At 72.2% G+C, this 24,280-nt stretch carries 28 protein-coding genes and 1 pseudogene; all 29 read right to left on the bottom strand.

The genetic code is table 11. The features are described 5' to 3' along the window. Positions 1-18: 18 nt before the first annotated feature. The 29 genes and pseudogenes from IH44_RS47155 to IH44_RS0106480 all read right to left on the bottom strand — a co-directional run bounded on the left by IH44_RS47155 (position 19) and on the right by IH44_RS0106480 (position 24,230). Positions 19-195 (bottom strand): DNA cytosine methyltransferase, encoded by a 177-nt coding sequence (locus IH44_RS47155; RefSeq protein WP_198544953.1) that lies wholly within the window; start codon positions 193-195, stop codon positions 19-21. After that, positions 192-836, bottom strand: coding sequence for a hypothetical protein (locus tag IH44_RS42420; protein WP_030458465.1), 645 nt, complete (start codon positions 834-836; stop codon positions 192-194). The genes IH44_RS47155 and IH44_RS42420 overlap by 4 nt, the downstream gene beginning before the upstream one ends. A gap of 15 nt (positions 837-851) precedes the next feature. Further along, positions 852-1,115, bottom strand: coding sequence for a hypothetical protein (locus tag IH44_RS0106610; RefSeq protein WP_030458464.1), 264 nt, complete (start codon positions 1,113-1,115; stop codon positions 852-854). A gap of 384 nt (positions 1,116-1,499) precedes the next feature. After that, positions 1,500-2,156 (bottom strand): hypothetical protein, encoded by a 657-nt coding sequence (locus tag IH44_RS0106605; RefSeq protein ID WP_030458463.1) that lies wholly within the window; start codon positions 2,154-2,156, stop codon positions 1,500-1,502. Beyond that, positions 2,153-2,524 carry a hypothetical protein gene (locus IH44_RS0106600; RefSeq protein WP_030458462.1) on the bottom strand — a complete coding sequence of 124 codons (372 nt, stop codon included), beginning with the start codon at positions 2,522-2,524 and terminating at the stop codon, positions 2,153-2,155. The genes IH44_RS0106605 and IH44_RS0106600 overlap by 4 nt, the downstream gene beginning before the upstream one ends. Positions 2,525-2,672: 148 nt before the next feature. Continuing rightward, positions 2,673-3,260, bottom strand: coding sequence for a hypothetical protein (locus tag IH44_RS46255; RefSeq protein WP_157852136.1), 588 nt, complete (start codon positions 3,258-3,260; stop codon positions 2,673-2,675). Positions 3,261-3,277: 17 nt separating this feature from the next. Next, the gene (locus IH44_RS40630; RefSeq protein ID WP_051816611.1) at positions 3,278-4,411 is read right to left on the bottom strand and encodes a DnaB-like helicase N-terminal domain-containing protein; all 1,134 of its coding nucleotides are present in this window, start codon (positions 4,409-4,411) and stop codon (positions 3,278-3,280) included. Next, on the bottom strand, positions 4,408-4,617 hold the full coding sequence (locus IH44_RS47150; protein ID WP_030458461.1) for a hypothetical protein: 210 nt from the start codon (positions 4,615-4,617) through the stop codon (positions 4,408-4,410). Before IH44_RS47150 ends, IH44_RS40630 begins: the two co-directional genes overlap by 4 nt. 323 nt (positions 4,618-4,940) lie before the next feature. Next, positions 4,941-6,299, bottom strand: a complete 1,359-nt coding sequence (locus IH44_RS0106585) for a DNA cytosine methyltransferase (RefSeq protein ID WP_030458460.1) — start codon at positions 6,297-6,299, stop codon at positions 4,941-4,943. Positions 6,300-6,388: 89 nt separating this feature from the next. After that, positions 6,389-7,207, bottom strand: a complete 819-nt coding sequence (locus IH44_RS0106580) for a hypothetical protein (RefSeq protein WP_030458459.1) — start codon at positions 7,205-7,207, stop codon at positions 6,389-6,391. 114 nt (positions 7,208-7,321) lie between these two features. Further along, positions 7,322-7,696, bottom strand: a complete 375-nt coding sequence (locus tag IH44_RS0106575; protein ID WP_030458458.1) for a hypothetical protein — start codon at positions 7,694-7,696, stop codon at positions 7,322-7,324. Continuing rightward, positions 7,693-8,598: a hypothetical protein gene (locus IH44_RS0106570; protein WP_030458457.1), complete on the bottom strand. Its 906-nt coding sequence runs from the start codon at positions 8,596-8,598 to the stop codon at positions 7,693-7,695. The genes IH44_RS0106575 and IH44_RS0106570 overlap by 4 nt, the downstream gene beginning before the upstream one ends. Next, positions 8,595-10,362, bottom strand: a pseudogene (locus IH44_RS40625) (type IV secretory system conjugative DNA transfer family protein). Before IH44_RS40625 ends, IH44_RS0106570 begins: the two are co-directional and overlap by 4 nt. A gap of 161 nt (positions 10,363-10,523) precedes the next feature. Next, positions 10,524-11,162 carry a hypothetical protein gene (locus tag IH44_RS0106560; protein ID WP_030458456.1) on the bottom strand — a complete coding sequence of 213 codons (639 nt, stop codon included), beginning with the start codon at positions 11,160-11,162 and terminating at the stop codon, positions 10,524-10,526. Positions 11,163-11,257: 95 nt separating this feature from the next. Continuing rightward, a complete protein-coding gene (locus IH44_RS47145; RefSeq protein ID WP_030458455.1) occupies positions 11,258-12,043 on the bottom strand; it encodes a DUF317 domain-containing protein in 786 nt (261 codons plus the stop codon). Positions 12,044-12,584: 541 nt separating this feature from the next. Beyond that, on the bottom strand, positions 12,585-13,169 hold the full coding sequence (locus IH44_RS0106545; RefSeq protein ID WP_030458454.1) for a hypothetical protein: 585 nt from the start codon (positions 13,167-13,169) through the stop codon (positions 12,585-12,587). Between the two features lie 11 nt (positions 13,170-13,180). Beyond that, entirely contained in the window at positions 13,181-13,627 is a 447-nt protein-coding gene (locus IH44_RS42410) for a hypothetical protein (RefSeq protein ID WP_030458453.1), read from the bottom strand. A gap of 5 nt (positions 13,628-13,632) precedes the next feature. Beyond that, positions 13,633-14,124, bottom strand: a complete 492-nt coding sequence (locus IH44_RS0106535) for a hypothetical protein (RefSeq protein WP_030458452.1) — start codon at positions 14,122-14,124, stop codon at positions 13,633-13,635. A gap of 11 nt (positions 14,125-14,135) precedes the next feature. Next, positions 14,136-15,308: a hypothetical protein gene (locus tag IH44_RS0106530; protein WP_030458451.1), complete on the bottom strand. Its 1,173-nt coding sequence runs from the start codon at positions 15,306-15,308 to the stop codon at positions 14,136-14,138. A gap of 25 nt (positions 15,309-15,333) precedes the next feature. Next, positions 15,334-15,711, bottom strand: a complete 378-nt coding sequence (locus IH44_RS0106525) for a hypothetical protein (protein WP_030458450.1) — start codon at positions 15,709-15,711, stop codon at positions 15,334-15,336. Positions 15,712-15,735: 24 nt separating this feature from the next. Then, positions 15,736-16,497 (bottom strand): hypothetical protein, encoded by a 762-nt coding sequence (locus IH44_RS46250; RefSeq protein WP_157852134.1) that lies wholly within the window; start codon positions 16,495-16,497, stop codon positions 15,736-15,738. Then, positions 16,494-16,886 carry a hypothetical protein gene (locus IH44_RS0106515; protein ID WP_051816610.1) on the bottom strand — a complete coding sequence of 131 codons (393 nt, stop codon included), beginning with the start codon at positions 16,884-16,886 and terminating at the stop codon, positions 16,494-16,496. Before IH44_RS0106515 ends, IH44_RS46250 begins: the two co-directional genes overlap by 4 nt. 105 nt (positions 16,887-16,991) lie before the next feature. Continuing rightward, entirely contained in the window at positions 16,992-18,518 is a 1,527-nt protein-coding gene (locus IH44_RS0106510) for an ATP-binding protein (RefSeq protein WP_030458447.1), read from the bottom strand. Next, on the bottom strand, positions 18,515-18,955 hold the full coding sequence (locus tag IH44_RS0106505; RefSeq protein WP_030458446.1) for a DUF6238 family protein: 441 nt from the start codon (positions 18,953-18,955) through the stop codon (positions 18,515-18,517). The genes IH44_RS0106510 and IH44_RS0106505 overlap by 4 nt, the downstream gene beginning before the upstream one ends. A gap of 11 nt (positions 18,956-18,966) precedes the next feature. Beyond that, entirely contained in the window at positions 18,967-20,397 is a 1,431-nt protein-coding gene (locus tag IH44_RS0106500; RefSeq protein ID WP_369794907.1) for an SCO6880 family protein, read from the bottom strand. 86 nt (positions 20,398-20,483) lie between these two features. Then, positions 20,484-21,920, bottom strand: coding sequence for a hypothetical protein (locus IH44_RS0106495; protein WP_051816609.1), 1,437 nt, complete (start codon positions 21,918-21,920; stop codon positions 20,484-20,486). Between the two features lie 32 nt (positions 21,921-21,952). Beyond that, positions 21,953-22,666 carry a hypothetical protein gene (locus tag IH44_RS0106490; RefSeq protein WP_081966750.1) on the bottom strand — a complete coding sequence of 238 codons (714 nt, stop codon included), beginning with the start codon at positions 22,664-22,666 and terminating at the stop codon, positions 21,953-21,955. Next, positions 22,666-22,989, bottom strand: coding sequence for a DUF6112 family protein (locus tag IH44_RS0106485; protein ID WP_035954155.1), 324 nt, complete (start codon positions 22,987-22,989; stop codon positions 22,666-22,668). The genes IH44_RS0106490 and IH44_RS0106485 overlap by 1 nt, the downstream gene beginning before the upstream one ends. Positions 22,990-23,090: 101 nt before the next feature. After that, positions 23,091-24,230 (bottom strand): C40 family peptidase, encoded by a 1,140-nt coding sequence (locus IH44_RS0106480; RefSeq protein ID WP_051816608.1) that lies wholly within the window; start codon positions 24,228-24,230, stop codon positions 23,091-23,093. Between the last annotated feature and the right edge of the window lie 50 nt (positions 24,231-24,280).

Here is a 24,280-nt window from a genome sequence, read left to right as displayed (position 1 = left end):
CAGTCAACTGCGGTGATATCACCGAAATTTGGCGTCTCTAGGCCAGTGGTGAGCCAGGATCTGCGCGGCGGAGAGGTTCATCTCGGCGTGCCAGACCACCTCGCCGCCGAGCACGGCCTGCACCCCCATGTCCAGGCCGCCGAACCCCGAGCACATCGACCCGATCCGCGGCCCCCCGCGGTTGGGCGCGCTCATCGGCGCGCCCCGGTTCGGGCGCTCGCAGCACGGCTGGGCGGCGCCGCGACGACCACGGCACCCGGCCCGGCCGCCGTGCGTGCGGTGTCCGGCTCGGCGGGCTTGGCGGTCACCGCGGCCGAGCGGACCATGCGGACGGCGGCGTCGCCCGTGAACGCCTTGAGCAGGGCGGGCTCTTCGGAGGCGGTCAGGTTCTCCGCGACCTCCCGCAGCTTCCAGACGGCCTCGTCGAGGACCTCCCATCCGGCGGACAGCGACTTGAAGTACGCCAGGCGGTGCCGCGAGGCGTAGGCGGGGCCAGGCGTCAGCCGGGTGAGGGTGGCGGAGACGAGGGCGGGCTGCAGGCGCACGATCGCCTTGGCAGTCAGCAGCCCGGCGTAGGCGTACGCGACGGTGCACCGCCGCCAGGCGATGTCCGAGGGCTTGGTCGAATCGGGCGCGACGGTGTCGTACTCATCGGTGGTGTTGGACAGCAGCGTCTCCTGCACCTGGGTCATTCCCTCCAGCACCGCGCCGAGGCGGGCGCTCTGGGGGTCCCGGTAGGTGTAGAGGCGCCACAGCTCTTCGCGGAAGGCGTGCAGGTCGTTGGCGGTGCCGTGCAGCCACTGCGACTGCAGTTCGACAGGGGTGGTGTAGGTCATGGCGGGGCCTCGGTTTCAGCGGCGCAGCTTGGCAGCGCTGCGGGGAAGGGCGGCGATGGGGGCAGGCTCGGCCGAGCGGCGGGTGAGAGCGCGACGCAGCCGCTGCGGCAGGCTCACCGCTGCGTGCTGGCGGGCCTGTGCGGGCAGGTGCGAGACGCCGACGGAGGGGAGGCGGTCGGCCTCGATCCGCAGCTCCCTTGCTGCGGCGCCGAGTTGGTGCCGGGCGGCGAAGTAGACCTGGCGGGGGTCGACCGGCTGTGCGTCGGGAACAGCCCACACGTCTGCGGTGACGGAGTGCTGGAACAGGTGCGCCAGGTGGCGGGCCGCCTCCGTGACCCGGCTGTGGGCACGGGCGAGGGCGATGGCGGTCAGCCGTGCGGCGCTGGTGGCGGAGGGGTCGAGCGGAATGCGGTTGGCGTAGTCGGCTGCGCCGAGCGTGATGGCCTGAACGAGCTGGAGGTCGCTGAGCTGCTGGGCGACGATGCGGGCGTCCGGGACACCGGGGTCGGTGGCGAAGGGGCCGGGCAGCTTCTCGGCGAGGTCTTCGGCCTGGTCGGCGACGCGGCGAAGGCGCTCCTGGTAGTCGCCGAGGGCCGGCGCGGGTTCGGGGGCGGGCGTGGTGGGCTCCGTACGTGGGGCGGTGACCGGCGCGGCGGCTGCCGGTCAGGGACGGCGGAATGGCAGAACGGTCGCGGACGCGGCGGGGGTGCCCGGGGCCGCAGCGGGCGGGGCGGCGACGATCAGCAGATGCGGGGTCCGCCGCCGTGCTGCGCGAGGGCGAGGTTCGTGCTCGCCGGCGGCCGGGGGCATCGGCGCAGGTTTCGGTGAGGACGAGTCGGCGAGGGCGACAGCCGCAGCGGGTAGCGGCACCTTCGGCCAGGGCGGGCCCGTGGTGATCGCGGTGCTGACGGTGCGGAGGTCGGCCGACAGCGCGTGCAGGCCCGACCGAGTGCTCTCCAGCCCCCACCTGACCACGCTCTCCAGGGCGTCGAGCTGCCGGGTGTTGAGGGAGGCGGCACTGGCGTCGGAGAGGTGGGCGGCGGCCTCCAGGGTCTCCCCGAGAACCGCGCCGACCAGGCCCAGCCTGGCAGCGGCCCAAGCGAACACGAGGGCACCGGTACGGGACGCGGGCTGTTCGGGGGACGTCTGGTTGAATCGGGCGGCGTTGGCGGCGGCTTGCTGCTGCAGGGCGAGGACGTCCTGGAGCTGCTCCGCGACGTCGACCGGTTCGGTGGGCGGCACCCCGCCAAGCGCGGCCTTGCGGGTGTCGGTCGCCATGGTCCGCAGGAGACGGCCGACCTCGTACTGGTCCACGTTCACCGGTGCTTCCGGGGCGCGGGCTGGGCGACAGGCCGGGGAACGGGAGCTTCTGCGGTGTCGGTGGTGACGAAGCCGAGGACTTCCTGGTGCCCGCGGTCGGCTTCCTTCTCCGCTTCGGCCAGCGCCGCCACTGCTGCCCTGTGGCGGCGCTGGTGCAGCGACTCGGCTGCACTGCGTGGTGCGCCGCGCTCGGTCAGGGCGCACTTGACCGAGAGGTCGAACGCGACGCCCAGGTGCCGGGTGATCGTGGCGGCGCGGACGGCCGCTGCCGTGTAGGCGCCGGCCAACGCCGGGTTGGAGTCGCTCGACCTTCGGCAGCGGCGCGCGTTGTCGGCGCACTGGCGCTGGAACGCGAGGGCTTGGGCCATGCGTTCCGATACGGCGGCGGGGTCGGGAGCGAGCTGTCCTGGCCCAGGAGGCGCGGCGGTGACGCGGCCAAGTAGGCGGAGCATCCCGGCGACGGTGCTCATGTCGCGGATGGCGGCAGGGGGCGTGCTGGTCAGGGTGTCTCCGGGTTCAGCGGCGTCGGCCGGCCGCGTGCTGCTGCAGGTCGGCGGGCCGAGGGGAAGGTGCAGCGATGACGCGGGCACCGCGAGCGGTCGACCGCGCTACGGCGGCGGGGTTGCGCCCGGTGGGTGCCGTGAGAGACAACCGCTCTGCTTCGTAACGCAGTTGCTCGATGGCCTCTCGCAGGGCGATGCGGGTGTGGGAGAGAGAGTGGTGGACGTGCCGGGTGGCGCGCTCCCGGGTCTCCTCGGCGGCTTGGCCGCCGACGCCGTCGACCTCGTGCAGCCGTGCGGCCATCGTGGCGGCACGCCCGATGGACGCGCCTGCGCGGGCGAGCCGTTCGGCTGCGACGGTCAGGGCCCGGGTCTCGGTCCGTTCGGCGGCGGCTGGGTGCGGGCGCGTGGCCAGGACGACGGCGGTGTCCAGGACGGCGCGGCGGTGATCGTCGATAGCGTCCGCGTGGACAGCCAGTTCGGCCAGGTCGGGTACGCCCTCTTCGCGGTAGGCGCGGGGCAGCGCGTTCTCCAGCACCTCGGTTTGGTCGGCGGCAGCTCGCAGGCGCTGGGAGGCGCGGGAGTTGGAAGCAGGTAGGGGCATGGGCATTCGCTCGTAGGTCAGCGCCGGTGCGGGGAGGGCTCGATCGGCGGGCGGGAGGGCCGGTCGGCTGTGCCGGCGGTGCGGGTGGCGGCCTGGCGTCGGACGCCCAGGACCACTGGGCCGCGACGGTCCGAGGCGGGGGCGTTGAGGGCGGCGCGATGACGTTGCTGGAGGCGGTCGGCGGGTTCCAGCGCGCGTAGCGAGTCGCCGAGGAGGGTGCCGGCGGAGACGGCGGCGTCCAGCGCCAGGACGCGCACGATCCCTGCTGAAGTGGCCGAAGTCCGCAGGAGCGAAGCCCGTAGGACCCGCTCGGCCCAGTAGCCCGGATCGCCCGGCATGCCCGTCGCCACCAGGGTCCGCACTTCCTCGACCGTGGTCGTTCCGTCGGCCAGGGCGCCACGCCGCTGTACCTCCCAGAGGGCGGTGAGCTCGTCTACGGGTTCGCCACGGTGCGTGAGGGCAGCCAGGGCCTGGTAGACGGCTCGGTGCGAAGGGGACAGGAAGTCGCCGCCGCTCAGCCAGGAGGTGATCTCGCTGATTCGCGTCGGAGACGCGACCAAGGAGGCCAGCAGCATGCGCTCGTTGTCGTGGGCGCTCTCGGCGGCGCGGCCGGCCAGCAGACCTGTGCGGGTATCCGGCTCTGGCAGAGGCTTTGTCGACCGGACGTCGATCGTGCCCCACGCCGTCGTGAGCTGGTCGATCACTGTGTGCAGCGAGGCCGTCAGGGCGACCGTGGTCCTCACGGAGCCGCCCTCGGCGGCGGCCAGCAGCCGGTGGGCGTGCTGCTCCAGGGAGCGACGCACAGCGGTCTCCAGCACCATCCGCCCGTATGCGGTGGCGTGCGCGGCGATCGGGCACGCCGAGATCAGCGACTGCCCGTAGCTGGCGCTGAAGCCGGGAATGGTGCGTACGCCGGTGTCCAACGCCCGCAGCGCCCAGTTGCGGCGCTGTTCGCCGGTGGCTGGGAGTGCCGCCTCGTCGAGCTGGGCGAGCATCACTGCGAAGAACTGGCCGTGGGCGGGGCGCAGGAAGTGGCGCGGCTCCAACCAGGCTCGCAGCGAGGCCAGTTGTGAGGGGACGAGGAGGCAGGCGCCCAGCACGGCCTGCTCGGCCTCCAACTGGGGGCTCAGGCCGGGGCTGTCGACGCTCACGGGTGCCGTCCGGGCGAGGTGGCGGGGGCCAGGAGCGTGGCGAGCGTTTCCAGGTCGCGGGTGAGGGCGCGGTCGTCGATCGAGAGGTGACCGTGGCCGGCGGCCAGGTACCAGCGTCCGTCGATCCGTGCGACGGGCAGCGGGACGCTGGCTGCGCCGAGGCCGGGTGTTGCCGTCGCAGCGGAGGGCGGCAGAGAGTGGGTCATGGTGAGCAAGTCCGTTGCAGATCAATGTCGTTCGTGGTCGCGCGAAGGGAAGTCTCAACGTCGTGCGCTGCGGGGACCGGGCGAGTGCGGGGGCCGGACGGTCTCGACCTGGCTGCTGGTGTCGAGCGCTTGTTGGACGGCGGCCCGGCGGGCGGCGTAGCGAGAGAGTGCAGCCTGGTAGGCGGCCCAGGTGCCGGGGCCGGAGAACCGGTCGGGTACGGCGGGCGGGTGCTCGGGTGTGCGGTCGATGGTGGTCTCCGAAGTGGCAGTGGGGGTGGGGCGGCCCGGCCCCGGCGTGCGGCTGGGGCCGGGCGAGGGCAGTGCTACCGGGGGCGGGCGGCACGGCTGCGGGGGTTGGGCGCGGCGCTCACGAAGAAGTCGTCGAAGCCGGGGAGCATCTGCACCTGGGCGGTGCCGGTGGAGGTGGCCGCAGTCGCCCGGGGCGACGCGGGTTCGGCGGCGGCCGGTGCTGCCAGGGCCACGCTCTGCGGGCTGTAGATCGTCTCCAGGTAGCTGGAAACGGGCTGTTCCCATTCCTTGCGCAGGATCGCGCCGCCCACCACACGGGCGGCCTCGGTGGGGATCACGATGTCCGCGAGTTGCTGGCAGGCGGACGAACGGGAGCCCGTCCACGGGTAGTCGGCCGGCATGGCGACGGTGAGGGCCGCCTCCGGCACCGTGTACTTGCGGTCCTTGTCGTCGGCCCAGTACCAGCCGCGAATCTTGCTGGTGGTGCCCGGTGCGGTGCGGTCGGCCGAGAACTCGTTGCCGCCGGACGTCCGCCTGGTTCCGCGGGTGTTGACCCGCACACCCGCCGGCCAGCCGAGTGCCTCGGCGAGGGTGCGCCCGGGGACCGGCTCGGAGGGCTGCATCGCCTGCAGGTTGACGTAGTGGTGGCGGCCGGCCACGAGGTAGACACGCCGCCGGTGGGCGGCCACGCCGACATCGGCGGCATCCAGGACCTGGTAGTCGGCCGAGCACCAGTCGGCGATCTGCAGCTCCTCCGAGATGGCGTCCAGCACCACCTCCGGCAGCGCGCTGCTCTGCTCCATCGCCATCCAGCGGAGGTTGTCGTAGCGGGCGGTGAGCGCGAGCGACCAGATCAGCGACTCGGCGATCAGGCCGATGCGCTCGTCGCTCATCTGCGGCACCAGGGAACGGGCCTCCTCGAAGGTCAGCAACGGGCCGGTGAAGCCGCTGTAGCCGTCCCACTCGGGGTCGGAGCAGATGCCGCAGGTATCGGCGGACTCGCACTCCCCGGTGTCGTGGTAGTGCCCGAAGCTCGCTTCGCACGCCATGGTGAAGGTGTCCAGCAGCAACTCGATGTTGCGTTCCTGGTGGCCTTCACGTTTGCCGGCCGGGGACCAGACCTGGCACGGCGCGCTGACGGTGAGTCCCTCGACGTACCGCAGCGCGGGGTGGATCGGATCGAGGGTTCGGACGTCGGCGACGATGCGTCGGTGCCCGGCCGCCACTGCGGTCGCGGAGGCGTCCCAGCCGATCTCGACACCGACCACGTCGAACCCCGAAGGGTCCAGGACTCGCAGCCCCTGCTCCCAACCGCCGGGCCCGGCGAACAAGTTGACGACTCGCTGGGGATCGCCGGGACGGGGCGGGAAGAGCCAGGCCACGGGCCACGGGTGGGCGATGGCGACGAGTTGCTCGTGCGTCCACGGGCCCATCTGGGGGCTCTCGTCGGGCCAGTGCAGGTCGCCGGCGGTGGACAGCCGCGGCCGGTAGTCGCGCGGCGGGATCTCGGGGTACCGGTAGTTCAGCGCCGCCCCCTCTCCGACGCCCGGATCGGTGCCGAGGCGAGCGCCGTGGTGCCGGCCGCCGACCGGCCTGCTGACGGCGAGGCCAGGGCGATCGCGGAGGCGCTCATCGCAGCATTGGCGCGGGCGCCCCCCGCAGCGGCGCGGTCTGCCGCCAGGTCGGCGGTGATCTCTCGCTCGATTCCGTCCAGGCTCGCCGAGTGGCTCCTGAAGATCTCCCCGTGGTCCGGGTGATCACCCACATCGGCAGAGTGCGCGAGAGCGGTCAGCGTCGTACGCAGCTTGCGGAGAACGGCGAGCCCCTCGGCCACCTCGACCGGCGCGCTGTCGGCCGCCTGCCGTTCTCCGATGAGCGGAAGCAGATCGAAATGGATCTCGCTCGCGATGTCCCGAAGAACCTCTGCGTGGGCGAAGGCGCGCCCGGCCAGGGTCTCCGGTTTGATGGAGCCCAGGTGGTCGAGCCGACGGGCCATGCTGAACAGGGCGGCCAGATGGGCGGCGGCGGTGAACTCCGGTGCGGGGGGCGGCGCGAAGGCGGCGGTGTACACGGAAACGGCGTCCCGGAGGCGGCGGGCATCGATGCCGTCCACAACCAGCATGAAATCGGCGTTGTAGCGAGTGAGTTCGCCGCCTCCGTCGCGCGCGGACGGTGCGAGGTGCCTCTCGTTGAAGACGCCATACTGCGAGAAGCCGAACCAGTTGCTGTCGACTGCGCCGGCGGACGGGGAGACGACGCGGATGCGGATGCCGTTCCAGGTGTCCTGCCGGATGGTCTGCGCCAGTTCAGCAGTAACAACCATGTCGCCACGGCGGGCCACCTGCCGCAGTCCGGTGACAGAGCCATCCGGCAGGGGGCAGATCAGCCGCAGGGCCTCGGCCTGGTCGACGGACTCGATCCGAGCCAGGGGATACCTCCGGGTGGTGTGAGGGGGTCAGCGAGAGCGGGCCGAGCGGAGCAGTGGGGCCGGCGAAGGCGCAGGTGCCGCTGCGACCGCAGCGGGGGCGGCGCGAACCGAGGTGGTGTTCGCGGCGATGGCACGACCCGTGTAGGCCGGGGCGGCCAAGTCCTCGGCCAAGTAGTGGAGTTCGTTGCCGACGCCCTCTATGGTGGCCGCGTGGGCGTCGAGGGCATCGGCGGACCGAAGGTCGCCGCGCCGTCGGAAGACTTCCGCGGCTTGCTCCAGGAGCTGGTGCAGCGGCGCGAGGAGACCGTCCTCCGCTGATTCCAGGACGGCCGACAGCTCGGCATTGTGCTCAGCACGGTGCAGGCGGTCGAGGAGATCGGGATCGTTGGCCTGGACAGTCACGCGACTGCCTCGCCGGAGCGGCAGCTGAACGGGGAGCAGCCGTCCTCGGGCCCGTTCTCCAGCTCCTCCTCGGCCAGCGGGAGCTGCTCCTGCAGAGCGGCGAGTTCGGCGCGGCTGAGACGGTCGATCGGAGCCTCGGCGAGGGGCCGGCGGGAGCGGTGCAGGTAAGCCTGCCCGAGCAGCGGGCGCCCTTCCGAATTAGCCCGAGCGTTTCCCTCGCGGATCGCGGCATCGAACTCGACGACATCGGCCCATTCTTCCGGTGATCCGTCTCGGATCTGCCGCCACTGGGAATTTCCATGAAATGGGCATCCCAGGCAAGCGGATTTCGGGGTGGATTCCCATCCGTGGTCAGCAAGGAGCTTGAGGCAGTCCTGGCGCGACAACCCAAGGTCGATCAAGGGGAAGCTGTGGCGCGTGTACTTGACGTCGGAGTCCTTGGCGCGGTGGAATTCATCGGTCGAGATCCCGATCCACTGCTCGACGTAAACTCCGCGCGGTACCCGGACCGGATGAGGGTAGCCGAGTATGCGGCGCACCTCGCGCTTTATCGGCTTAATCTTATATTCGCCCGTACACTGGCGCCGCGTCATTCCCGGACTGCCGTCCTTGTTCAGAATGTACAAGGGCATGGAGGCGAATCGGTGTCCCGGGTCGAGGGCGTCCGCCCGTATGTTTCCCGACGAGACTCGGAGAATCGGTATATTTGCGGGGCGGGCGATCCGGCGCTCCACCTCATCCAGATGCCGGTAAACGGCTGCCGGCTCCCAGCCCGTGTCCGCGAAAATCGCGTAGTCGAGCTTCGGTAGCTCTCCGATCGCCGATAGCAGGAGAAGCGTCGTGGACTGCACCCCCGCGCCGAGCGACAAAATTCGGCTGGCGGGTTCGGTCGCGTAACTCATGCGGCCTCACCCGCCGCGGCGAGCGCGCGTTCGGTAATGAGGTCGGTCTGCCGCGAGGACGCCTTGCCGATCGCCCCGGCACTCGGCTCCTTGTACCAGGGCCGCAGGTCAAGCATGGCGGGCCGCAGACCGGTGGCGAACAGTAGGGCGGTGCCCTTGCGCAGTGCGCGGATCTGGTCCGGCGGCAGGATGCGCTCTTGGCGCATGCTGGTCGAGGTGGAGCGCCCGGATTCCGAGGTGGAATGCGAAACGGTTTCTACGTCGTGCTCGCCGACCAGTCGCGAGAGCTTGTCCGCGAAATCCGCGTCATCGATTCCCGAACCCACGACCTTGACCGTCGCGGCGGACCACATCGCGTCCATGCCCGCCTCGCCCCAGACTTTCTGGCCCTGGCGGTAGCTCTGCAGAATCGTGATCGGGATGACGCCGCGCGAGCCCAGATGGGAATAGAGATCGGGGAGGTCTGAAATTTTGCAGACATTCGCGGCCTCGTCGAGAATCGCCAGCAGCGGCGGGTCGAGCCGCCCGCCGGCGCGTTCGGCCTGGATGACCGCGGTGCGCATCACGGAGTCGGCTGCCGCGGCGATCAGGGCACCGGCAGATCCGCCGCCGTCCTTGGACAGCAGATAGAGGGTGTCCTTGGCGGTGACGAACTCTTCAGGCTTGAACTGCGGCAGGCCGGGATTCGGGGTGACCCACCGGGAAATCTTCGGGTCGAGTAGGCACGCCGCATACTGCCGGGCCGTTTCATAAATTCCGTCACGGGTCTCCACCGCGCCTGAAACGGTGCCCTGCAGCTGGTCCGCGATGGCCAGCAGCTTGTGGTCGCGGAGAATGTCGATCGGCGTGCGGTTGGAAGGTACCGCAAGCCATTTCAGGACATCCGTGATGGGGCGGCCGTCGCATCCGGCGGCCAGGAAGAGTGCACACAAGGTGTTCTGGGCGGCGGTGCTCCAGAAGTCACCCTGGGAGCTTTCGTCGACTGCCGCGGCGACGAAGTGCCCGGCCAGGCGGCGCGCACCTGGGAGGTCCTTGGCGTCCGCCAAGATGTCCCACCACATGCCCTGTGGGGTGTGGGCGATGCCCTGCGGGTCCATCGTCCAGACCCGGCCGGCCTCGCAGCGGGCCTCCAGCGTCGCGGTGTAGGCATCCCTGGCCGCTTTGTTGCTGGTCAGCAGGACAGGGCCGGGCGCACGCAGAATCGCGGGGACGGCCAAGCTGGTGGTCTTGCCGCTTCGCGGCGCCATGATGGCGACGCACACGTCCTCCCAGGAAGCGCGGACCTCGGGGCCAGCCGGCGCGAGGTTGCCGAGCAGCAACCCGCTGTCATCGGGGCGGATTGCTCGGTCTTTTACAGTCCGCGAGACTCGGACGCAGGTCGCGGGCCTTGGCCGTGATCTCGGCGGGCAGCAGCGGGGAGAGGTCGCGGGAGGTCGCCAGGCCGCTGGGCTTGCTCCGGTGGCGGGACCACAGCCACAGGCCGGTAGCCGCCAGGGCGAGCGCGGTGATCCCTGGGACGATGCGGGTGGCGATCAGCAGTGCCAGCGACGACAGGCTCGGGTAGAGCTGATCGGGGTGCAGTGCGGCGGTGACCGGCTCGAACGGGGCGCGCCAGGGGCCGCTGCCGGTAAGTGAGTTGGCGGTGTTGCCGCCGATCCAGGCGAGCGAGCCGAAGACGGCGAGTGCGGATCCTGCACCTATGAGGGCATAGAGGAGGGCGTCGGTGCCCGGACTCTGCGAGGGGCTTTTCGGGGTGGCGGGCAGGGGGTGGTTCCTTACAAGGATGGGGAGTTGGTCTTCCGCGTGAGCGCGGGCGGGAGGAGGGCCGGCGGTGCGTCAGATGGCCGCGGGCAACGGGGTGCTCGCCTATGCGCATCGGACGGAGGCGGGACCCGCTGGCTGAGGTCGGTGGCGGGCTTTCTGCCTCAGCGAGAGGCCGCGCTTGAGAGGCGGGCCGGTGCGGCGGGGCCGGCTGCCGGCGAGGGCTCCCTGCCGTTGCCGGGGGCGGTGGTTCGGGTGAGGGCGGCGGCGACCCGAGGGGAGGACGCCGGTTCCTCGGCGACCGGGGCGAGGTCGGCGTCGGCGACGGTGTAGCCGAAGGCGGTCAACTGGGTGCTGGCCTTCTCCAGGGCCTCGGCCAGGAGGTGGGCCCGCCGTTCGGCGACCGGGTCGGCGGTGGAGATCGCGGTGAGCCGCTGGGCGGCGGTGTCCAGCAGGGCGGTCATCCGCCCGATCAGGCCGTACTCCGGGTCCATCAGCGGGCGGACGATCTCGTGGACGTCTTCCGTGGTGTCCGCGGTGTACGCCTGGGCGGTTGCTGCGACGAGGCGGCCCTCCAAGTAGGACCAGTCCTGGGGATGGAAGGGTTGCCGCTCGATGCGCTGCCGGGGAAGGGGCGGAACCACGCGGGGCGCGTATCCGGCGTCGGCGAGCATGCGCTCTGCGAGGCGGACCCTCTGGTTTGTGTCGCTGGGGCCGTGGCCTTCGACGGTGAAGATCGGGTTGCTCAGTTCGGGGGCTTCGGCGGCGAAGCCCGCCCGCACCAGCAGTGTGCGGCTGGCCATGTCAGGGGCCTGGGTCCAGGCGCTGGCGGTGCTGCCGCTGGCGTCCGGGAAGCGGGCGATGACGATCGGCTCGGTCAGGACGAGGACCTTTCTGTTCAGCGGTGGGGGTGACCCTGGGTGGGATGGCGTGGGTCGGTCCTGGCGAACTCGGCCTCGACGTGGGTGAGCGGGTTGCGTGGCGGTGGCGGAGCGGGGCGAGTTGCGGCGGCTGTCCGAGTGGCGTCGCTGATCTGCGATGTCGTGCGGATCACGGGGGCGGGATCGACGACAGCCGAGGTGAGCATGTTCAGGTAGCGCATCGGGGTCGCGGCAGACAGAGTGGCGTTCCACTGGTCCTGCCAGGTCGGGCCGAACTCGACCTCGATCATCCAGGGCCCCATCGCTTCTCCGAACTCGCTGTCCGGCTTGGGCCTGTGCGTCAGCGAGGCGGTGCCGTCGGGCGAGGTGAACCGGACACCGTCCACGACCGTCGTGGCCGGCCCGGCGGGAGCGCCGATGATCGAGCTCGTGCCGCCCTGGTCTTGGAGGAGCAGGGCTGTCAGCTCCGAAGCGGCCCAGCCTGCCTTGAGGAGGGGGTGCCATCCGGCGGGCGGATGACCGGGCCACTCCGCGACGATCTCCTCGGGGGCAACGTGCCGGTCGGCGGCCAGGGCCTGGACGAGCGCATTGACGATCTCGGCAGGCGTCTCCTTGCTGAAGGTCGCCCACCACCGCGGTTCCACGTCGTCCGGGTGGGTCCGGACAGTGATCCGCCACAGGTGGAACACTGCGATCTCGGCGGCTACCTCGATCCGGCCGCAGGGGCTGGTGGCGGCGATCCTTCCGGTGGCTGGGGTGTTCTGGAGCGGCCAACCGTGAACGTGGACCAGTGGCTGAAGCACGCGGCTGGTCTCTCCGGCTCCGGCGAGGTAGCGGGGGCGGACGAGGAACTCGTCCTCGGCTGGGGGAGGTATTCGCTTCTCCTGAGTCAACGGTGGGGCGGTTCGACGATCCGGGAGTGTGGGGCGACGGCGGCCGGGGCGGCATGGATCTGCGGGCCCGGGCCGGCAGCCCGGATCGCTGGGGAGGCGGAGACGGCCGCGCGGGGACGGGCTCCTGTGTCGACGTGGCCTTCTGCGACGTGCGCGGTAGAGGCAGCGGCGCGGTACCCGGTGGCGGCGAACCGGGCGCCCGCGTCCAGGACCGGCTCCCACACCTCTGGCTGGTCGCCCAGCTCGGCGCCGAGCTGGTTTCCGAGGGCGGTCACGGCGGCGGCGAGCTGGTGGGCCGGCCCGGGCCGTAGCCCGATCCACTGAACGACGTTGGCGGCGTCCTCCGCGGTCAGCTCGGGGGCGAGCTTCTCGATCTGCCGCAGTGCGTCGCTGGCGCGTACGACCGCGGCCTCGACGAGGGCGAGGGCGTTGTTGGTGGGGACAGGGGCTCCTACGGGGAACGGTGCAGGGAACGGGCTGTGGCCTGTGGTGCGGCGGCCGGTGGTGCGGCGACGACGGTCCCGCGAGGGGCGGTGGCCGAACGGGCCGCATTAGAACGGGGGTTGCGGTCCTCGTGCTCGGCCAGCTGGCACACGGCCAGTGCGAGGGAGCGGTCGCGAGAGGTCTCGGCGAGGCTCTGGTCGGCGCGCACCAACGGCGCCAGGAGACGGGCCTCGTGCGGGTCGTTTCGAATGAGGACCCAGCGGCAGCCGCCGGGGTCGCCGGCTTCGGCGATTCCGGTGGCAGCCAGGATCCGCCGGGCGACCTCGACGAACCGGTGGTCGGGAACAGGGGGCCGGTCGGGGTCGGTGCGCAGCGTGCACTGCCACACCATGCGGGACCTCACTGCCTGGGCCGGATTTGCCGCTCGGGGAAGGTGGGCGGTCAGCTCGGCGGCGAACGCCTGTTGGCCGAGCGCGGAGAGTTCGGGGACCGGCCGCCAGGCATCCAGCAGCCGCAGCGGCTCTCCCCGGTTGGCTGCCGCTGCGGCCAGACTGGCGATCAGGTCCTGGGCGGAGGAGTGGCGGGAGATCATCGGATGCACGGTCACCTGCCCGGCGCGGTCGTGGCGTGCCGGGTTGCCGCGACCGTGAGGGGTTCTGCGGTCGGCGGCACAGGTGTGGTCGGTCGGGCGGCCGAGCGGGCGAGTGCCGCCTGGTGGCGCTCGGTGGCGTCGAGGGGGCCGTCGTAGTCCCAGGGCCAGTGGCCGCCGATCCGGTAGCGCCCGCGCTCGTCCGGGGTGACGGACTCGGTGCCGCCCTCCCCGTCGTAGTCGGGCGTCCAGTCGAAGGTCAGTATCTCGCCGTCCCAGCGCGCGGTCATCCCGCAGTTGTCCTTGTGCAGGTCCGCGACGATCTGCTCGGCGGTGCTCCGGGAGAAGGCGGGAGAGCAGTAGGGGCCGATGAGCCCCATGGTGTCGCGGGGGTCGACCAGGCCGGGGTAGGGGCCGTGCTCCGAAGCGTCGACGAAGAAGTGGAAGAGGCGCTCGGGCACGGGGCTCAGTACGGGTTCTCGGTGGTGCGGGCTTCGTGCGCGGCGGCCACCAGCTCGGGCAGGTCGCCGGGCGCGGCGTCGCGCTGGTCGATCCACCAGGTCGCCTTGTCGAGCAGGCGCACCTGGTCCTCGATCTCCTGCCAGTCGGCCTCGGCCAGGTCGCCCTCTTCGACGAGTGCTCGGTAGGCGCCGGTGACCAACTGGTGGCGGCAGCGCTCGCCCCACGGCACCGCCTTGGGCGGGCCGTCCAGGTCGGGCATGCTGAACTGTGCGGCCCACTCGGTGGCGGCCTGCTGCTCGGCGGCGCGTCGCTCGGCCAGCCAGGCTTCGCGGGAAGCGGTGTCCGACTGGCGCTCGGCCAGCCAGCACTCCTTGCAGGAGCGTTCCGCCAGCCATCGGGCGAAGCCGGCCCGCTTGTCGGCGGGGCGTTCCGACAGGTCGTGGTCCACGCTGTGGCCGCAGGAGTGCTCCACGGCCCAGATCTTCTTGACGGCCAAGTAGGCTCTCCTTAAAGCGAGTTCGAGTGTCCGGCGGCCCACTGGATGCGCGGGTCGACGGCGGGGACGGCGGAAGCGGCGTTCTGCGCGTGGAGCGCGGCGCTGGAGCGGACCCGGCCTCCGGTGGCGAGCGCTGCGCGGGCTCGGGGACTGGTGGGACCTGACCGGGCGGATGCTGCGGCGGGCCGGGCGGCGACAGCGGCCAGGTCCCGGCTGTTGCCGGCGAGGACGGTGTCGGCCTGGGCGATCACGGATTCCACGCGGGAGAAATCGACGGCGGCCGGGTCGGCACGCAGTTGGGCGTTGATGGCGCGAAGGCTCGCGGCGACCTCGTTGTTCATCGCCACGCGGTCGTGCAGCAGCGCGTCGGCACCGCGGTCCTGGGCGCTCGGCCCGGTGTGCACGACCGTGCCGAACGGGTCGGACTGGCTGGCGGCACGAGCGGGCGGGGCAGGGGCGCGGTCCTCGGGCGCGATGAGCCGGGTGGCGAACGGGTCGGTGCGCTCGGGAGCCGGGCTCGGCGCCGGGGACGGCGGAGTGCGGTCCATGGCGGCGATGAGCCGGGTGGCGAACGGGTCGGTCGGCACGTACGGGCCGTCCAGCGGTTCGAAGTCGAGTTCGGCGGCCACGCGCAGGCCCTTGTCGCGCAGGGTCCGAAGGGCGGAGGTGGCGCGCTGCTCTCCCTCGAACTCCGGCTCGTCCAGGGCGTACAGGTCGGAGCGCGGATCGGTGCGGACGAATCCCGCCTCGGCGAAGGCGAGCCGGGCTTCCTGGCTGTCGGAGAGGTTGCGGGCGACGATGCCCAGCCGGGGGTGCCGGCCGATGGCGACGTCGAAGCCCGACGTCCGGGCGGGCGCGGCGGCCTGCACGGTGGCGGTGGCACCTGCGGCGGCCTGGGCGGGGCTCGGGAGCGAGGGCCGGCTGGCGGCGGTGTAGTCGAACTCCTCGGCGGCCTCGACCTGGACTCCGCTGTGGCGCAGGAAGGCGACGGTCTGGCGGACGTGGAGGAAGAGGTTCTGCTGGTCGGGCGCGGCGTCGATGGTCAGGCGACCGTCAGCGAGCGGCCGGAATCCGGCGCGGAGCAGGACCTCTCGGGCGGCCGGGTCGGTGTCGGGGCCCAGGGAGGCGGCGACGCCGTACTGCGGATCGCGGGTGATGGCGACGTGATGGGGGTTGATGCGCAACTCCTGTGGCGGTACGGGGGGAAGTTCAGCGGCGCGCCGTCGGCCGGGCCGGTTCCTGGCGGGCACTGGGCGAGGCCGCTGGTGCGGCGACGACACGGGTGGGACCGGTGCCGGAGCGGGCGGCGTCGGCGCGGCCGGGCGCGGTGTTGCGGACGGCGATTTCTACGCCGAGCTGGCCCAGGGCGGCGATGGCCCGGTCTGCGGCGCGGTTCTGCTGCTCCGCGTCCCGGGTCACGAGCGAGTAGCGCTCGGGAGCGGCGGGTAGACCGAGTGCGAATCCGGCGTCCTTCAGCGCTTGGTGGACCGCCTGGTCCCGGCTGGCTGTGGTGGCGGTGACGCCGGCCTCCCGCAGACGCCGGAAGGTGACGCGCGAGGGATGGTTCGATTCGGCGGCGTGGTGCACGAGTTGGCTCCGTGGGCTCGGTGTTCAGCGGCTGCGGTGCGCCCCGGACAGCGGGGCCGGGGAGGCGTGCGGCGGCGGGGTGGACGGGGCCGCGCTCATCCGGGCCAGCGGGGCGCGGACCGCGGCGGCGGCGCGCAGGCTGACTGGTTCCGGTCGCGAGGTGTCGCGCTGGTAGAAGGCGCGGAAGTCCCTGCGCGGCAGGTCCCCGTAGGTGGGGTTCCACCGGTCGGTCCCGGACAGGTTCCGGTCGCGCGAGTTGTAGCGGATCATCACGAACGGCCGGGCCTGGTCGAGCTGTTCGCTGAGGCGGGCGAGCCACCAGTGCTCGTCGTCGAACCTCTGGATCGCCTCGACGACGATCCGACCGTCCTGGACATCGGCCGCGATCTCGCGGCTGAGCGGGTCGTCCAGCCCGGCGCGCAACTCGAGTTCCGCAGTGCTGCGGGCGGTCACGGCGGCCAGGTCGGCGTCCGGGAACGGCTCGGCCGACTGGAGCCACTCGTAGTGGGCCAGGACTTCCAGCGCGGACTGCTCCGGCCGGTGCCAGTTCGCCACCTGCACCCCGGCCTTCACCAGGGCCCGCGCGGCGCCGGCAGCCTGCCTGATCTGGTCGTGCGCATCGACGCTGGCGCGCTGGCGCCAGGCGTTGTGCTCGATGTCGGCCGCGCGGTACCAGAAGCCCGACTGGTAGAGGACTTCCCCGACGGCCCGGGGGTGCCGCCCCCGGATGACGGCGAACTCCCCCACGTCGTGGTCCCAGCCGAAGGCCACGTGGGGCATGGTCATCGCCGCCGGGGTGCGCCCTGGACCACCAGGACTGTTCGGGCCGGGGCGCTCGCCGCCGCCCGCTCGGCCTCGTCCTCGCGGGCCTGGATGAGCAGCAGCAGTTCCTCCTCCAGCCGGTCGCGCTGGTCGGCGGCGGTCTCCAGCGCCTCCAGCTGGGCGTCGAGCTGGTCGAGGACTGCGTCGTCCACCCGGCGCCGCGCTGCCGCGATGTTGATCAGCTTGACGCGCAGGAACGAGACGCGAGTCTCGGCCGCGACCAGGGCGCGATGGGCCTCGATCAGCCTCGCGGTCGCTGTGTCGGCACGGGCCTCGTTGGCGGCCAGGGAGGAGAGCGAGTCACCCGCGGCAGCCTCCAGCCGCTCGTCCAGTCGGGTCAGGGTGTTCGGCATGAATCTCCAAGCAGGGATGGTCGGTTGGGTGCAGCCCCGGTCAGAGCGGATGCGGGACGTACTCGGCAGGCGGCCGGGCCGGGAGTGCCGCAGCGGCGAGCGGTGTCACGCCAGTTGCCCGGGGCCGTGCATGCGGGCGTCGGTGTCGAACAGTTCCAACTCGGCCTTGTGGAGCAGGTGTTGGACGATGAACGAGCGACCGGCGACCTTCCACAGGCCGCGGCCACGGCCGAGCTGGGAGATCGCGGAGGTCTCCACTCCGGTCAGGCCGAGCAGACCGGCGGTGGCGGCGAGCTGGTCGGCTTCCTGCCGGTAGATGACGCGGGTCGCGCAGTCGGTCATCAGGCCCTCTGCCAGGGCGCGTGCGCGGGAACCCTGGTCGCCGGCCGACAGCAGGTCGCTGAGCCGGTGGATGATCAACATGTTCGCGATGCCGAGACCGCGGGAGAGCTTCCACTGGGCCTGCATCCGCTCCAGGAGCGCGGCGTGCCGCATGATGCGCCAAGCCTCGTCGTAGATCACCCAGCGCCTGCCGCCATTGGGGTCGCTGAGCGCGGCCTCCATCCACGCGGACGCGCAGGTCATGGCGAGGGTCAGCGCCGTGTCGTCGCCGGTGGAACCGAGCCGGGACAGGTCGATGGTCAGCATCGGGCTGCGCGGATCGAAGACGGCGGTGGACGGCGCGTCGAACATGCCGGCCAGGTCGCCGGTGATCAGGCGGCGGAAGGCGTGGGAGAGGTCCTGGGAGGCTTCGCCGACGCGGCGGGACGGGTCTCCGAGCGCCGCGTCCAGCAGGTCGGGCTGACCGAGGACGGCGGCGACGTCGCCGAGCAGCGGAACCCGGCCCGCGGCGGCGGCCTGCTGGACAGCGGTGTCCAGTGCGACATCGAGGCCGGTGTACTCCATCGGCCGCAGGTCGCGGCGCAGGACGGTGCGGGCGAGACTGCCCAGCAGCAGCAGTCGGCGCTTGCGGACCTCGCTGGCCCACGCCTGCTCGTCGATGCCTTCCGGGGCGGCGGTGGCATCCAGCGGGTTGAGGCGGCCTGGCAGTCCGGGGCCGAGCGCGATGGTCGTGCCGCCTACGGCCTGCGCGACGCCCGTCCACTCGCCCTTGGGGTCCGACGCCACGTAGACGCGGTACCCGAAGGCGGTGGAGCGCAGCGCGATCGACTTGGCCAGCGCGGACTTGCCCTGACCGATGACGCCCGCGACCAGCGTGTTCGGGTTTGTGAAATTTTCAACTTTCCCGTACAGGGCGAACGGGTCGAACACGAAGCTCGCCTCGGCGTGGACGTCGCGGCCGATCAGTACACCGGAGCTTCCGAGGCCGCCTTCGGCGAGGAACGGATAGGCGCCCGAGGCGGTCGCGGTGGTCATCCGGTGGGCCGGCAGCTTGAGCTTGCCTCCGCGCAGGGAGGACGGGCCCGGGCGTCCGCCGGCCGGGTAGAACGGGCGTAGCTCCTCGGCCTCTTCACGCCGGGTGCGGGTGCGGCGCGGGCGGGCGTTTTCGCGGGCGGTGCGCCGTGCGGCGGCGAGGTCGCGGCGGGCCTGGCGTCGGGAGGCCCGGTCGGAGCGGCTGGGGGTGAACAGGGGGGAGGCGGAGGAGGTGCGCAGGAAGGTTTCTCCTGTCAGGCGCGGGAGGAGGTCGGGGTGCCGCGCAGCTCGGCGGGGGTGCAGACGCGCCGCATCCGGACGGAGACGAGGGTGTGGCGCTGGCAGATGCCCAGGTCGGGCGCGCCCTCGGGCAGTCGCAGTGCGCACGCTTCACGGGTGGGCGCGCGGTCGTCGGCACGCGGCGCGCGGTGGTAGGCGGCGTGGAGGGCGTCCGCGGTCTGCCACAGGCGGACCCGGGCGGTGTGGAGCTGGTCGGCCTCGGCGGGCTGGTGCGGCCGGGTGGTCGCGGTGTGGGTGTCGACGAGCCGGAACAAGGCCGTGCAGTGGGCGTGGAGGGCATCCAACTCGGTTCGTGAGGCAGGGAGTTGGTCCGGCAGGCTCGTGTGGTGGTGGACGTCGACGGCAGTGCTGGCAAACCGCAGCAGTCGGGCGCTGTCGGCCGGAGGGTGGTGCACGCGGTCTCCCGTCACAGGCGGGCGAGCGGGAGGGCGGCGCGGGAGAAAGCCTCGCTCTGCTCGAACTTCAGGAGGCGCAGGTCCAGGCTGGTGCTGGCGGCGGCGGTCTCGATGGTGGCGCACTGGCGGCGCAGGTCCTCGGGGGTGTCGGCGCTGACGACCACGAAGCCGGTGAAGTCGACATCGGCGTGGCCGGAGATCAGCTCGCGCTCGTGCTCCTTGGCATCGGCGTACTCCATGGAGTCCGCCTCACTGTCCACCTGGCCCTTGCGGACGCGCTCTGCCGCGTCGGCGACGATCGACGCCTTGCGCCGCTGCACGGCCTTGAGCGCGGCGTCGAGGTCCTCGGGGCCGTAGTGCAGGGACAGGGTGCGGCGCACGCCGGCGGAGAAGACCAGACCGTGGAGGAAACCGTGGCTCACTTCGCTGCGCGGCCACTGCTCGATCCAGTAGACGGCGTGGCAGGCGGTGTCGCTGGTGATGCGCTCGCTCTCCTCGACCAGGACGACCGGTCCGGCGGCAACCGGGTCGGCTTCGGCGCGGCCGGTGTCGGACCACTGGTCCATCGGGGCAAGGGCCTTGGGGTCGTAGGCGCTGCGGATCACGGCGGCGAACTCTCGGCCGGTGAGCCAGCCGGACGGGGTGAGGCCCGCGTTGCGCAGGGACTGTTCGAAGCCGGGGGTGAGCTGGGAGAGGACGGTGAAGGCTCCCGCCAGTCCGCCGCCGGCCTCGCCGATCAGGCGGCGCGCGGCCTTGAGGTCGAGGGCGATGGCGATGTACGCCTCGTGCGGGGCCGCGGTCGGTCCGGCGGCGGCGAGCAGTTCCTGGTAGACCGCTCCGGCGATCGGTGCGTCCGGGTCGCCGTGCTCGGCCCAGTAGCGCTGCAGCGCGTCGCCCGAGTCGGGCACGGTGCGCTCGACGACCTGGACCGCGCTGATGTAGCCGGTGCGGGCGAGGGCGGCCAGGGCGCGGCCCCACCCGGACACGTTGGCGGACTGTGCGGGAGCGTCGAGGAGGGCGAAGGCGCGGGAGGTGACACGGACGGCGGCGACCAGGGTGCCGCGCTGGGGGTCGTGGACGGCACCCATGGTGCCGCCGGGGGCGGTGACCGCGCGCAGGCTCGCCATGGTCCCGGGCAGGTGGAGCAGGCCGTCGCGACGGGGCCGGGAGCTGGGGCGGGCGAGCCAGATCAGCTGTCCCTTGGCACGGCGCAGGTAGTAGCGGATGACGATGGGGGCCCAATCTGCCACGGAGCGGCTGTGGAAGCGGATGAGGACGAGTGCGGCTGCCAGTGCCCAGACGGGCGTCAGGAGGACGGCGCCGACCAGGCCGCTGGCGACCATGGTCACCAGCAGCAGGGCGCCGGCGAGGCCGACCACGGTCAGCTGGGCAGGGCTCAGGCCGAGCAGGACGCCGCGGCGGGAGCGGGACGGGAACCGCACGGTGGAGAGGAACTCGGTGGACAGGGGCGACTCCTGGCGTGGGAGCCCGGCCGGGGCGGCGGGGTCGTGCCCCGGCCGGGGCGGGATCAGGCGGGCGGCGACGTGGACGGCGGACCCGCCGCCGGGGCCGGAGTGGGGCCTGCGACCGGCGCGGCTGAGGTCGCCGGACCGGCGGGTGAGGGCGAGGAGGCGCGCGGGGCGGCCGGGCGGACGCCGCGGACGACCGGTACCGGTGCGCCGGGGCTGCCCGGCGCTGCGGCTGCCGCCGCCGACGGAGACGCTCCGCCGGTGCTCTCTCCGCCCGAAGCGGGCGCGGCCCCGCCGCCCGCAGGGCTGTCGGGGGAGCGGGTGATCAGCGGTTGCCCGGTTCCGGAGGCGCGGCGGGTGATCAGCGGCTTGGCGACGGCACTCGCGCTGCCACCGCCGGTGCTCGTGCCGGGGTAGGCGAAGCTGGTCTGCGACGGGGAAGCGGAGGGGGTGCTCGCCGGGGAAGGGGTGCTGCCGATGGCGCTGCCCTGGCCGGGGACCTTCGCCGGACCCTGGGGCGCGGCCGTTGCGACAGCTCCGGCACCGCCGGTGCCCGCGCTCATAGCCATGGTGCCGGCCTTGCGGGCGGCGCCCGCAGCGGTCTGCATGCCCGCGTTCACGGTGCGGTGCAGGTCTGCGCTGGTGCCGTCGCTCGCCCAGTGGATGAACTTGTAGGTCATCATCGGGCAGAGCAGGACCAGGACCATCACGACGATGCCCGCGAGGATGTCCGACAGGGCCGCGAGGCCGTCCGTGCTGTTGGTGTTACCGATGGCACTGACGCCGATGAGGAAGACGACGGTCATGATCAGCTTGGAGAAGACCAGGGCCGCGGTCGCCTCGATCCAGGCGCGCCGCCAGCGGGCCGCCGGTTCCCAGCCGCCGCCCGCCCCTGCGAAGACCGCCAGGGTGACCAGCACCAGGATGGCGACCTTCCGTAGCACCATCGTTCCCCAGTACATGACGGCACCGACCACGCAGCCGAGGGCGACCAGGGCGGGAACGGCCCAGCCGAGCTGGGAGGTGCCGGCGATCAAGCCGACCTTGATGAGACGGGTCACGGCGTCCGAGGTGCTGGTGTTCGCGACCTTGAACAGGCCGTTCGACAGGGCGTCCACCACGCTCAGGGCGACGCCGGTGCCGGCGACGGCCACGAACGAGAACAGCACGCCGCTGATCGTGCCGGTCACGGCCTGGGACAGGGCTTGGCCGTCTCGCCTCCAGGCGGCGCGCACGAGTTGCAGGCAGAAGGTCGCGACGATCGCGATGAGGCCGATCGGCAGGATGATCGCGTAGTTCTCGCGGAACCATGAGGCTCCGAGGTCGACCGACGTGGTGGAGTCCACGGCCTGGGAGGCGAGGTTGGCAGCGCTCTGGGCGAGGTCGCCGCAGGAACGCGCGATCCAGTTGCCGATGGAGCCGGTGATCGAGTCGGCGATGCCGCCGGGGGTGACGTCGCAGACGCTGCCGACGAGAGGGATATCGCAGAAGCCGATGCGGCACCCCCTCCTTTCTTATGGGGGGCGGGTCAGGGATAGACGGTCGGGGCGATCGACGCGAGCGCGCAGTCGTGACCGGGGCGGCACTGCACGGCGATGGTGATCGCCCTCTGCTCGTCGCCCCGGCCGCCGCCGGTCCAGGTGATGGACTGGGAGCCGGTGACGGTGACCGCGTACACGTAGGCGACGGTGAGCTTGGTGGGGTCGGCGGCCACGGCCTGGTTGAACGCGGTCGGCAGGTGTGCCTCGTTGACCTTCCCGGTGGCGAACTGGCCGTTGTCGCGCATCCGGTCCCACAGGGTGGGGTCGGGGACCTGGCCGGCGAGGGCGGCCGGGTCGGCGTACTTGCTCTCGCCGGTCAACCAGGTGCGCAGGCCGGCGAGCTGCTGGGACTGGGACGCGGTGCGGGCGTCGTAGGTCCACAGGGCCTGCGCGAACGCCTTCGCGAAGACGACCGGGTCGTTGGTGTGAGGTGGCGGGGCGACGGGGTTGCTGGTCGCCGTTCCGGTCGGCGCGGGCGCAGGGCTGTTCGGAGCGGTGGGCGACGTGCTGCTGGGCGCGGGGCCGGGGGTTGCGGTGCTGGTGGCGGAGGAGGTGGCCTGGCTGCGGTGGCCGCCGCTGGTGAACCGGGCGATGAGCCCGGCCACCAGGGCGACGGCCACCACTGCCACCAGGCCGGCGAGCACGCGGCGGACCATGAGGGACTGGCCGCCGGGCTTGAACGGCTGGGGCGAGGAGGGCATCAGTGGACGCTCGTCCCCACGTTGGAGAAGAAGGCCACGATGCCGTTCGCGGCGCCGAGGAGAAGCGCGCAGCCCGCCGCCACAAGGGCGCCCTGCTTGCCCTTCTGCTCCGAGCCGTGCGAGCCGGTGTGGTGGCCCCACGCCCACACGATGCCGGAGACGCACAGCGCCCCGACGACCGCCACGATGGCGAACAGGTTGATCGAGCCGACGGTGCTCTTGAGCACGTCGAGGCCGGGCAGGCCGCCCTCACTGGGCTTGATGCCGGGGTCGAACGCCAGCTGCTGGGCCTTGGCGGCGGCGTTGGCGAGGTAGGTGGTCAATCACGCTCCACGAGCTAGGGGACGGGTGGACGCGGCCGGGCCGCGGCAAGGCGAAAGGGGAAGAGAAGCGCGAAGTGCGCTGAAATAGGCCGCAGTTGACGTCAGAGGACGATGCGGCGGGCGGCGACGATGTCGGACCGCCAGGAGTCCAAGGTCGAGATCTTGACCACGTCCCCTGTGTGCGGGGCCTGCGCGATCAGGCCCTGCCCGATGTACATGCCGACGTGTCCAGGGCCCTCGGGCCCGGGTTCGGTGAACAGAAGGTCGCCCGGCTTGAGGGCGTCGACCGAGACGGCGGTGCCCTCGGTGACCTGCGTGTACGTGGTGCGGGTCAGCGTGATGCCGCCGGCCTTGTAGCTCTGCTGCATCAGGCTGGAGCAGTCGCAGCGCCCCATCGGGTCGGGGCCGTGCGGCGCGGTGCACGAGCCACCCCACTGGTACGGGGTGCCCAACTGCCCGAGCGCGTACCGGATCGCGGACTGCACGGCGGGCGGCGCGTCGGTCGGGATCACGTACCCGGCGGGCAGGGTGCCCGGCGGGATCGTCCCCCAGTCGATGCCCGAGCCGTCCGTCCCGCACCCGGTCGGGGCGGGAGGCGGCGAACCGGGCGAGGGCGACGGCACCGGGGTGGTCGAACTGCCGCCCAGGACTTGGGAGATGGTCTGCTGGAGTGCGCCGGCCAGCGGCTCCCACTTGGCGTAGGCGTCCGGGTAACCGGACCTCTGGACGGCTTGCGCTGCCTCAGTGAGCGGTAGCTGCTGCCACCCGTTCACCTTCAGCAGGGCCTGGTAGAAGGCGGTGCTGGCGTAGACGGGATCCTGCAACTGGGCCGGGGTGCCCCAGCCCTGGCTCGGACGCTGCTGGAACAATCCCAAAGAGTCCCGGTCGCCGTAGGAGAGGTTCTGCAGGCCGGACTCCTGCAACGCGGTTGCCAGGGCTATCACTTGGCCGCGGGCCGGGACCTGCATGGCGATGCCGGTGGCCACGATGACCTTGGCGTTCGGGATCTGGGTCGTCGGCTCGTCCAGTCCGGACACCGGAGCGGTCGGCCCGGCCTTGCCGGACAGGATCTGCTGGACCTGAGCGGCTACGGCCGCGGCATCCACCTGCTGGGCGCCGGTGTTGCAGTTGGCCTTGGTGGCGGTGTCGTTCGCCATCACCGCCACTGCCGGGAATCCGATCGCGAGGGGAACGCCCAGGATGAACGCGGCGCAGCCGCACGCCGCCTTCTGCCAGCTCATCGGACGGCCGGCCGACCGCCTTCGACGGCGGCCGGGAGGTCGGTCGGGGG

This window comes from Kitasatospora sp. NRRL B-11411, from assembly GCF_000721345.1.
Lineage (GTDB): Bacteria > Actinomycetota > Actinomycetes > Streptomycetales > Streptomycetaceae > Kitasatospora > Kitasatospora cineracea.
The sequence above is the reverse complement of the archived record's forward strand: the minus strand, read 5'-3'. Positions and strand labels throughout refer to the sequence as shown.

Excerpts from the sequence above, each read along its gene's own strand:
- IH44_RS47150 (WP_030458461.1), bottom strand. The coding sequence starts at position 4,617 with ATGACCCACTCTCTGCCGCCCTCCGCTGCGACGGCAACACCCGGCCTC.
- IH44_RS0106490 (WP_081966750.1), bottom strand. The coding sequence starts at position 22,666 with ATGCCCTCCTCGCCCCAGCCGTTCAAGCCCGGCGGCCAGTCCCTCATG.
- IH44_RS0106545 (WP_030458454.1), bottom strand. The coding sequence starts at position 13,169 with ATGATCTCCCGCCACTCCTCCGCCCAGGACCTGATCGCCAGTCTGGCC.
- IH44_RS46255 (WP_157852136.1), bottom strand. The coding sequence starts at position 3,260 with ATGCCCCTACCTGCTTCCAACTCCCGCGCCTCCCAGCGCCTGCGAGCT.
- IH44_RS46250 (WP_157852134.1), bottom strand. The coding sequence starts at position 16,497 with ATGACCATGCCCCACGTGGCCTTCGGCTGGGACCACGACGTGGGGGAG.
- IH44_RS0106600 (WP_030458462.1), bottom strand. The coding sequence starts at position 2,524 with ATGGCCCAAGCCCTCGCGTTCCAGCGCCAGTGCGCCGACAACGCGCGC.
- IH44_RS0106585 (WP_030458460.1), bottom strand. The coding sequence starts at position 6,299 with ATGGGCCCGTGGACGCACGAGCAACTCGTCGCCATCGCCCACCCGTGG.
- IH44_RS42420 (WP_030458465.1), bottom strand. The coding sequence starts at position 836 with ATGACCTACACCACCCCTGTCGAACTGCAGTCGCAGTGGCTGCACGGC.
- IH44_RS0106515 (WP_051816610.1), bottom strand. The coding sequence starts at position 16,886 with ATGCCGAACACCCTGACCCGACTGGACGAGCGGCTGGAGGCTGCCGCG.
- IH44_RS0106480 (WP_051816608.1), bottom strand. The coding sequence starts at position 24,230 with ATGAGCTGGCAGAAGGCGGCGTGCGGCTGCGCCGCGTTCATCCTGGGC.
- IH44_RS47155 (WP_198544953.1), bottom strand. The coding sequence starts at position 195 with ATGAGCGCGCCCAACCGCGGGGGGCCGCGGATCGGGTCGATGTGCTCG.
- IH44_RS0106570 (WP_030458457.1), bottom strand. The coding sequence starts at position 8,598 with ATGAGTTACGCGACCGAACCCGCCAGCCGAATTTTGTCGCTCGGCGCG.
- IH44_RS0106560 (WP_030458456.1), bottom strand. The coding sequence starts at position 11,162 with ATGGCCAGCCGCACACTGCTGGTGCGGGCGGGCTTCGCCGCCGAAGCC.